General features: G+C 45.2%; 5 protein-coding genes. 1 reads left to right on the plus strand and 4 read right to left on the minus strand.

What is annotated here, in order from left to right:
- Positions 1 to 3 precede the first annotated feature (3 nt).
- Positions 4 to 1,767 (plus strand): aspartate--tRNA ligase, encoded by a 1,764-nt coding sequence (aspS, locus tag WS40_RS07580; protein ID WP_046441538.1) that lies wholly within the window; start codon positions 4 to 6, stop codon positions 1,765 to 1,767.
- 422 nt (positions 1,768 to 2,189) lie between these two features.
- Here the strand turns inward: aspS and WS40_RS07585 are convergent, their stop codons facing one another.
- From WS40_RS07585 to WS40_RS07600, 4 genes are all read right to left on the minus strand, one after another.
- Positions 2,190 to 3,962: an ammonium transporter gene (locus WS40_RS07585; RefSeq protein WP_046441528.1), complete on the minus strand. Its 1,773-nt coding sequence runs from the start codon at positions 3,960 to 3,962 to the stop codon at positions 2,190 to 2,192.
- A 175-nt stretch (positions 3,963 to 4,137) separates the two neighbouring features.
- The gene (locus tag WS40_RS07590; protein ID WP_046441530.1) at positions 4,138 to 6,219 is read right to left on the minus strand and encodes a glutamine synthetase III family protein; all 2,082 of its coding nucleotides are present in this window, start codon (positions 6,217 to 6,219) and stop codon (positions 4,138 to 4,140) included.
- Between the two features lie 297 nt (positions 6,220 to 6,516).
- The gene (locus WS40_RS07595; RefSeq protein WP_051706771.1) at positions 6,517 to 7,119 is read right to left on the minus strand and encodes an HdeD family acid-resistance protein; all 603 of its coding nucleotides are present in this window, start codon (positions 7,117 to 7,119) and stop codon (positions 6,517 to 6,519) included.
- Positions 7,120 to 7,330: 211 nt separating this feature from the next.
- Positions 7,331 to 7,957, minus strand: coding sequence for a V-type ATP synthase subunit D (locus WS40_RS07600; RefSeq protein WP_046441532.1), 627 nt, complete (start codon positions 7,955 to 7,957; stop codon positions 7,331 to 7,333).
- Between the last annotated feature and the right edge of the window lie 108 nt (positions 7,958 to 8,065).

Raw genomic sequence — 8,065 nt, forward strand, 5'->3', positions numbered from 1 at the left:
ACAATGAAGGGCTTACGCAGGACCCATTACTGCGGCGAAGTGCCTGAAACAGAGCAGGAAGTCGTTGTATGCGGCTTTGCCGACAGAGTAAGAGATATGGGCAACCTTATCTTCATCAATCTCCGTGACAGAACTGGACTTGTACAGCTTGCATTCAATGATGAAACTGACAGAGCCGTTTTTGAAAAGGCTCAGCTTGTAAAAAGCGAGTATGTCCTCATGGCAAAGGGTATGGTACGTCCTCGTGAGAGCGTGAACGAAAAGCTAAAAACAGGCAAGATAGAAGTTGCCGTAACAGACCTGAGAATTCTCTCAAAGGCTGAAACAACACCGTTTGAGGTAACAAACTCAGATAAGGTAAACGATGAGCTGAAGCTCAAATACCGCTACCTTGACCTTAGAAATCCAAAGCTTCAGAAGAATATCATCACCCGTCATAAGATCGCTCAGATAACAAGAGAGTATTTCTATGACAATGGTTTCCTTGAGATAGAAACTCCTATGATGATGAAGTCCACCCCAGAGGGTGCAAGAGATTACCTCGTTCCTTCAAGAGTTCACGCAGGCAAGTTCTATGCACTTCCACAGTCACCGCAGATATACAAGCAGCTCCTTATGATATCAGGCTATGACAGGTATATCCAGCTTGCAAGATGTTTCCGTGACGAGGATCTTAGAGCTGACAGACAGCCTGAGTTCACACAGATAGACCTTGAGATGTCCTTTGTCGATCAGGAGGATATCCAGGCTTGTATTGAGGGCTATATCGAAAAGCTTTTCAAAGAGATACTCGGTGTAGAGGTAACGCTCCCACTGCCAAGACTTACATTTGCAGACGCTATGAGCCGTTATGGCTCTGACAAGCCTGATACACGTTTCGGCATGGAGATACAGGATATCACAGATACCGTTAAGGATATAGACTTTGTGGTATTCAAGTCAGCTATCGAGGCAGGCGGCTCAGTTCGTGCAATAAACGTCAAGGGCGGTGCGGCAACATACACAAGAAAAGAGATCGACAAGCTTGTTGAGCACGCAAAGGGCATAGGTGCAAAAGGTCTTGCGTATATCCGCTGGGCAGACGAGCCAAACTGCTCATTCAAGAAGTTTCTAGGCGAAGGCGATCTTGAGAAGATAAACACAGCCGTTGGAGCAGAAAAGGGCGACCTTATCCTCATCTGTGCAGACAAGAACAAGGTAGTTCTTCCAACTTTGGGCGCACTCAGACTTATCTGCGGAAAGCGTCTTGGCGTTATCCCGGAGGGCAAGTTCAACTTTGTATGGATAACAGAAATGCCATTCTTTGAGTATGATGACGAGAACGACACATGGGTAGCAGCACACCACCCATTCACAATGCCAATGGAGGAGTGTCTTGACTATCTTGACACCGACCCTGCAAACGTCCGTGCAAAGGCGTGGGATCTTGTCCTCAACGGCACAGAGCTTTCATCAGGCTCAATGAGAATAACAGACTTTGAGCTTCAGCAGAAAATGTTTGAAGCACTGGGCATGACAGACGAAGAGATAGAAGCAAAGTTCGGCTTCCTCGTAGACGCCTATCGTTATGCCGCACCACCGCATGGCGGCATGGGCATAGGACTTGACAGACTTTCCATGATAATCTGCAATGCCGACAGCCTTAGAGATGTAATAGCGTTCCCAAAGGTACAGAACGCCAGCGAGCTTATGAGTGCTTGTCCGTCCACAGTAGACGAGAAGCAGCTTGAAGAGCTTCACATCAAGACCACAGAAATAGAAGAATAATTCGCATTAACGCAAACAGGACAGCTCATGAGGGCTGTCCTGTTTTTGTTTTATTGCACAAATTCTAATGACCGCACAATGTATATGTAGGGGCGAACACCGTTCGCCCGTCGAAGTAACAAGCCACGATGACAACATTGTCCGATAACCGCAAAAACTCTCCCCTACATCTTATTCGGGCAAGTTCTTCCGCCGCAAAATCGCTCCGCTCGGTGCTGACTTTTACTTTGTGCTTGTTCTTTACTCTGGTCGGCTTTGCCCATTCCTCACTCCTCACTCCTCACTCCTCATTCCTCACTTATACTCCCACTCATAAAAACTTGAAACCCGCAGCCGAATTTCTCCGACCACGGGTTCCAAGCTATAATTTATAAGTGGGATGGGGGCAATTTTATTGGGTAGTCACCCGTCATCTTTAAGGCTTAATCGTCCTGAAGTGCGTCATAACCCTCTTCATTCGTTCTGATCTTTACTACGTTCTCAATGTTGTATATAAAGATCTTTCCGTCTCCGATATGACCTGTATAAAGGGCTGCCTTTGCAGCATCGATAACTGCTCTTGTTGGTACCTTGCAAATAACGACCTCGACCTTTACCTTTGGCAGCAGATTTGTTTCAACAACTGCGCCACGGTAATACTCAGGCTGTCCTTTCTGCATTCCGCAGCCAAGAACGTTCGTTACTGTAACACCTGTTACGTCGATGTCCTCCAAAGCTGTGATAAGATCGTTGAGCTTCTGCTGCTTGCAGATGATAGCGACCTTTGTCATTTTAGGTGTGCCGTCAGCAGACGGTGCGTCTGTTGCATAAGATTCTACCTTGATGGCCTTCTCAACAGGAACTACAGGCTCTGTTGACTTGTCTACCTTTACAACGCTCTTTGCGTCGTCCTTTGTATAGCTGAGCATTGCCTGTGACATTGCTGGTGCGAAGTCAGCGTAAGAAGATACAAGACCATGCTCTGTAACGTCAAGACCAAGGATCTCTTCCTGCTCGGAAGCTCTAAGACCGATCGTGTGCTTGATGATCTGGAATACGATAGTCATTGTGATAGCTACCCAAGCGATAACTGATACCATACCGAGAAGCTGGATACCAAGGAGATGTGCTCCACCGCCTGTGAAGAGTCCCTTTTCACCGCAAGTACCGTCTGAGAAAAGACCCACTGCGATAGTACCCCACATACCGTTGAGCATATGAACTCCACAAGCACCAACTGGGTCATCTATCTTGAGTACCTGATCTATAAACTCTACACCTACAACTACGAGGATACCTGCAACGATACCGATTATAGCTGCTGATACTGGTGAAACTGTGTCGCATGGAGCTGTGATAGCTACCAGACCTGCAAGTGAAGCGTTAAGTGTCATTGAAACATCAGGCTTCTTATACTTGATCCAAGTAAAAATCATTGTTGTGATAGTTGCAACTGCTGCTGCAAGGTTTGTTGTTACGAAAACTTTACCTGCAAGCGGGATAGCGTCGCCTTCCATTGAAGTTGTTGACGCACCGTTGAAACCGAACCAGCAGAACCAAAGGATAAAGCAGCCAAGTGCGCCAAGTGTAAGTGAGTGACCTGGGATAGCCTTTGCCTTGCCGTTCTTGTCATACTTACCGATACGAGGGCCAAGGATAGCTGCGCCAACGAATGCTGCAACGCCGCCTGCCATATGAACACAAGTTGAACCTGCGAAATCATGGAAGCCGAGGTCTGCGAGCCAGCCGCCGCCCCAGATCCAGTGAGCCTCGATAGGATAGACCAGAAGGCTTATAATTGCTGAATAGATACAATAAGAAATGAACTTTGTTCTTTCTGCCATAGCTCCAGAAACGATAGTTGCTGCTGTTGCACAGAAAACTGTCTGGAAGATAAGGAAAGCAAAGAAAGGCACTCCGTCTGGAGCAGCTGAGGCATATGTTGAATCAGCTATTCCCTTGTAAGCTCCGATGAACTTTCCGTCGCCAAACATTAAACCGAAACCAAAGAGCCAAAACAGCGGAGTTCCGATACAGAAGTCCATCAGGTTTTTCATGATTATGTTACCTGCGTTTTTCGCACGGGTGAAGCCCGTTTCAACCATTGCGAAGCCTGCCTGCATAAAGAATACAAGTGCAGCTCCCAACAGTACCCATATAGTATTGACGGCACTGAAGCCTGTGCTTTCAGCCAATACTGTTACAGTGTTTGTCATATCTTTTTCCTCCTAAAATACAAAAAAGTGTATGACGACCAAAGCCATTCGGCTCGGTCTGTCATACACTTCATTGTGCATTCTGTATATTATTGTGGCTGTAGGGGAACAAAATAGTAGATCTGTGGTTAGTTTGTTATAAAGTCCGTGTTATATTGAAAATTTGAATTGTCCCTTACTTAACGTAGAACAGCAGGTCGCTGTATGTTGGATAAGGCCAGTAATCCTTGCCTACCAGTGTTTCGATCTTATCAGCCGGAACTCTGAGAGCGCCCATATCTGCAAAGATAGTATCGTGGAAGTAGTTTGCCATTTCCTGTGTGTCCTCGATAGAGTGTACTTTCTGTACATCAGCTTCCAGTGTGCCAAGTGCCTTGTACATCTCAGTTACGAGAGCTGAGATTTCCTTAACGGTTTCTTCCTCAAATACAGTTTCAGCACCGCAGCTCTTTGCAAGCTCAGCAGTCTTTGCGATATCCTTGATATACTTAGCGGCAGCAGGAAGGATCTCCTTCTTAGCCATGTCGATCATTGTAAGAGCCTCGATATTGAGCGTCTTGCAATACTCGTCGAGGAGAATCTCAACTCTTGACTGAAGCTCAGCTTCTGTATAAACTCCGTACTTAGAGAATACGTCAACATTCTTTTGTGCAAGGAATGTTGGAACAGCTTCAGGAGTTGACTTAAGGTTAAGAAGTCCTCTCTTTTCAGCTTCAACAGGCCACTCGTCTGAATAACCATTGCCGTTGAAGATGATGTTCTGATTTTCCTTGATAGTTCTCTTGATAAGATCGTCAAGAGCGTCCTGGAAGTTGTCAGCCTTTTCAAGCTCGTCAGCAAACTGATCGAGAACGTCAGCAACGATAGTGTTAAGAACTGTGTTAGGGCCTGCTACTGAAAGCTTTGAACCAGGCATTCTGAACTCAAACTTATTACCTGTGAATGCAAATGGTGAAGTTCTGTTACGATCTGTTGTATCCTTAGGGAAGTGTGGCAGAACGTCAACACCGATCTCCATCTCAACTCTCTTGTCCTCATACTTAACGCCGTTTACGATAGCATCGAGAACGCCTGTAAGCTCGTCGCCAAGGAAGATAGAAATAATAGCCGGAGGAGCTTCGTTAGCGCCAAGTCTATGGTCGTTACCAGCAGAAGCAACTGAAGCTCTCAGGATATCCTGATAATCATTTACAGCCTTGATAACTGCTGTAAGGAACAGAAGGAACTGAGCGTTTTCAGCAGGTGTTTTACCAGGGTCGAGGAGGTTTACACCTGTGTTTGTTGAGATAGACCAGTTGTTATGCTTACCGGAACCATTGATGCCAGCGAATGGCTTCTCATGAAGCAGGCACTTGAAGCCGTGCTTTCTGGCTGTTCTCTTCATGATCTCCATTGTGAGCTGGTTGTGGTCGGTGGCGATATTTGTTGTGCCATAGATAGGAGCAAGCTCGTGCTGAGCAGGCGCTACCTCGTTATGCTTTGTTTTAGCGTAGATACCAAGTCTCCAGAGCTGCTCGTCAAGATCTTTCATGTAAGCCTGAACTCTTGTCTTGATAGTACCGAAATAGTGATCTTCAAGTTCCTGACCCTTTGGAGCAGGTGCGCCGTAAAGTGATCTGCCTGCAAGGATAAGATCCTCTCTCTTTGCATACATCTCTCTGTCTACAAGGAAGTATTCCTGCTCAGGACCAACGTTTGAGGTAACTCTTGTTGCGTCTGAGCCGAACAACTTCAGAATTCTGAGAGCTGACTTATTGATAGCTTCCATTGAACGGAGAAGCGGAGTTTTCTTATCAAGCGCTTCGCCATTGTATGAACAGAAAGCAGTAGGAATACAAAGTGCTTTTTCCTTAATGAATGCGTATGAAGTTGGGTCCCAAGCTGTATAGCCTCTTGCCTCGAATGTTGCTCTCAATCCGCCTGAAGGGAAAGAAGAAGCGTCAGGTTCGCCCTTAACAAGCTCCTTGCCTGAGAACTCCATGATAACGTGACCGTCCTCAGTTGGTGAGATAAAGCTGTCGAGCTTTTCAGCTGTAAGACCTGTCATTGGCTGGAACCAGTGAGTGTAATGTGTGCAGCCCTTTTCAACTGCCCAGTCCTTCATTGCGTTTGCAACGATGTTTGCAACCTCGATATCAAGTGGATCGCCGTTGTCGATAGTCTTCTTCAAAGCCTTGTATGTAGCCTTTGGAAGTCTTTCTTTCATCACTGATTCATTGAATACGTCTGAGCCGAAATATTCAGGAACGTTTGCCATATTGAATTCCTCCTATTATAAATTATAGTCTAAGAAAAATAAAAAAAGACACTGCGAACCTAAGTGGTTCACAGCGCCTTTGCTGTTTACAGTTATGAGTATATACCTTTTGACCTCATTTGTCAAGGCTTTTTTTAATTTTTATAGACTTTTACAAATCGATGCAAAAATATTTGTTGAAACTTGTGAAATCACATCCTATGTCAATAAAATTCACATATTTTTGTAAAGAAATACATCAAACTGCTAAAATAGTGAAAAAAGTGGGCGACCCTAGGTCGCCCCTACGATAATATCCTAAATATCTATATAATGATCCTTATCAGGTCTGTCTTTGAGTTCTTTTTTCATAAGCTTATTTACCTTTTTGAGCTTTGAGCCTGCGGTAAAACAGCCGAAGATATTCGTCACACCTGAAACAAGCAGAGCGATACCAAGGACTATCATTGCGGTTTCCCCTAAAATAAGAGGGTCAAAGAGGAGAAGTATACCAACGAGAGTGGTAACAGCGGCTGAGATACAGCTTACGTTCCAGCTTTCTACACCTGCACGTCTAAGGTTAAGGGAGTCCTGAATGTTCACGATGCCGCTTATGAGCATATAAAGTCCGCAGACAACGGCAATGACTTTCGGGATAAAATCAGGTCTTATGATAATGAAAATGCCTATGGCAGCGAGGATGATCCCTCTCACAAGGCTTGAAGAATAGCTCTGGTCGTCTCTGCCCATGGCGAAGTATCTTATAAGCTCCACTGCACCGAATGCGGTGAAAAGTCCACCAATAACATAGCCTATGGCGGCGGTGAAGAAATTAGGGTCGATTATGAGCGCAATGCCCAGCACTACGCAGAATATGGACAATATCCAATAGCTTCTGAATACTTTTTTGATATATTCCATTTTTTATCTTTCCTTTCATGTTTTTATAATGCTGCAAGCTGGCGACCAGACGTGCGACCTCAGGTCGCCCCTACAATTTATTTGTGCAGTACAAGGGTGTTGCATTAATAAAATTATGGCGTGAAATGCCCGTCACGGAGAGTGACCGCCCCCACAATAAACAAAACAACGTTGAAAAGCGGGCTGTCGAGGGCGCCAGCCCCTACAATTATTATTTCTGTGCCGACTTTAGCTTTGCCGCCTTTATTACTTTCATTCGTGAGAACTCCTCTCTGTCCTTTTCTTCAAGAGAGTCAGTAATGAATTTCACTATGTGTTCATTTCTTGGAATGATTATGTTTTGCAGGGCGTTTGCTCTGCGCTGTGTCTTTTTTATGGCTACGGACAGTCTGTAGATACTGTTTTCCACCTCTGCGAGGACTGCTGTGGTCTGTTTTACCTTTTCAAAGGCAAGATAGGCTCTGTCAAGCTGAGAATCGGTCTGAGAAAAGCCGTATGTGACTTTCAGAGGGCGTTCTTTAAGGGTGACCTTTGGCAGCTCAACGCCCATGACGCTTCTTGTGCTTATCTCAACGCCTGTTTCAACAGGGATACAATTTGCATAAGGTGTAACAAGACCCATGGAGATATTTGCAAGCTGGAGTGCGCTGTAGGCTTCCTTGTAGGTGTCCTCAATGCTTCCTCTAAGCTCCCCTGCTTTGTCAACAAGGCTCATAAGCTCTCTTATAAGGATATTTCTTTTTCTGTCCAGAAGCTCATAGCCCAATGCGGCAAGCTTCAGAGCCTTTTTATAAAGTATAAGATTTCCCTTTGTGGCAAAGACCTGCTGTTCAGCCATTGGTCACACCCTCTTTGGTATGATATTAGCATAGTCCAAACTGCTGACTACAGTGGTGACAGGCTATGCTTATTTTGATATAATAAGAAGGTAATGGACTGACGGTCA

This window comes from Ruminococcus sp. N15.MGS-57, from assembly GCF_000980385.1.
GTDB classification, from domain to species: domain Bacteria; phylum Bacillota; class Clostridia; order Oscillospirales; family Ruminococcaceae; genus Hominimerdicola; species Hominimerdicola aceti.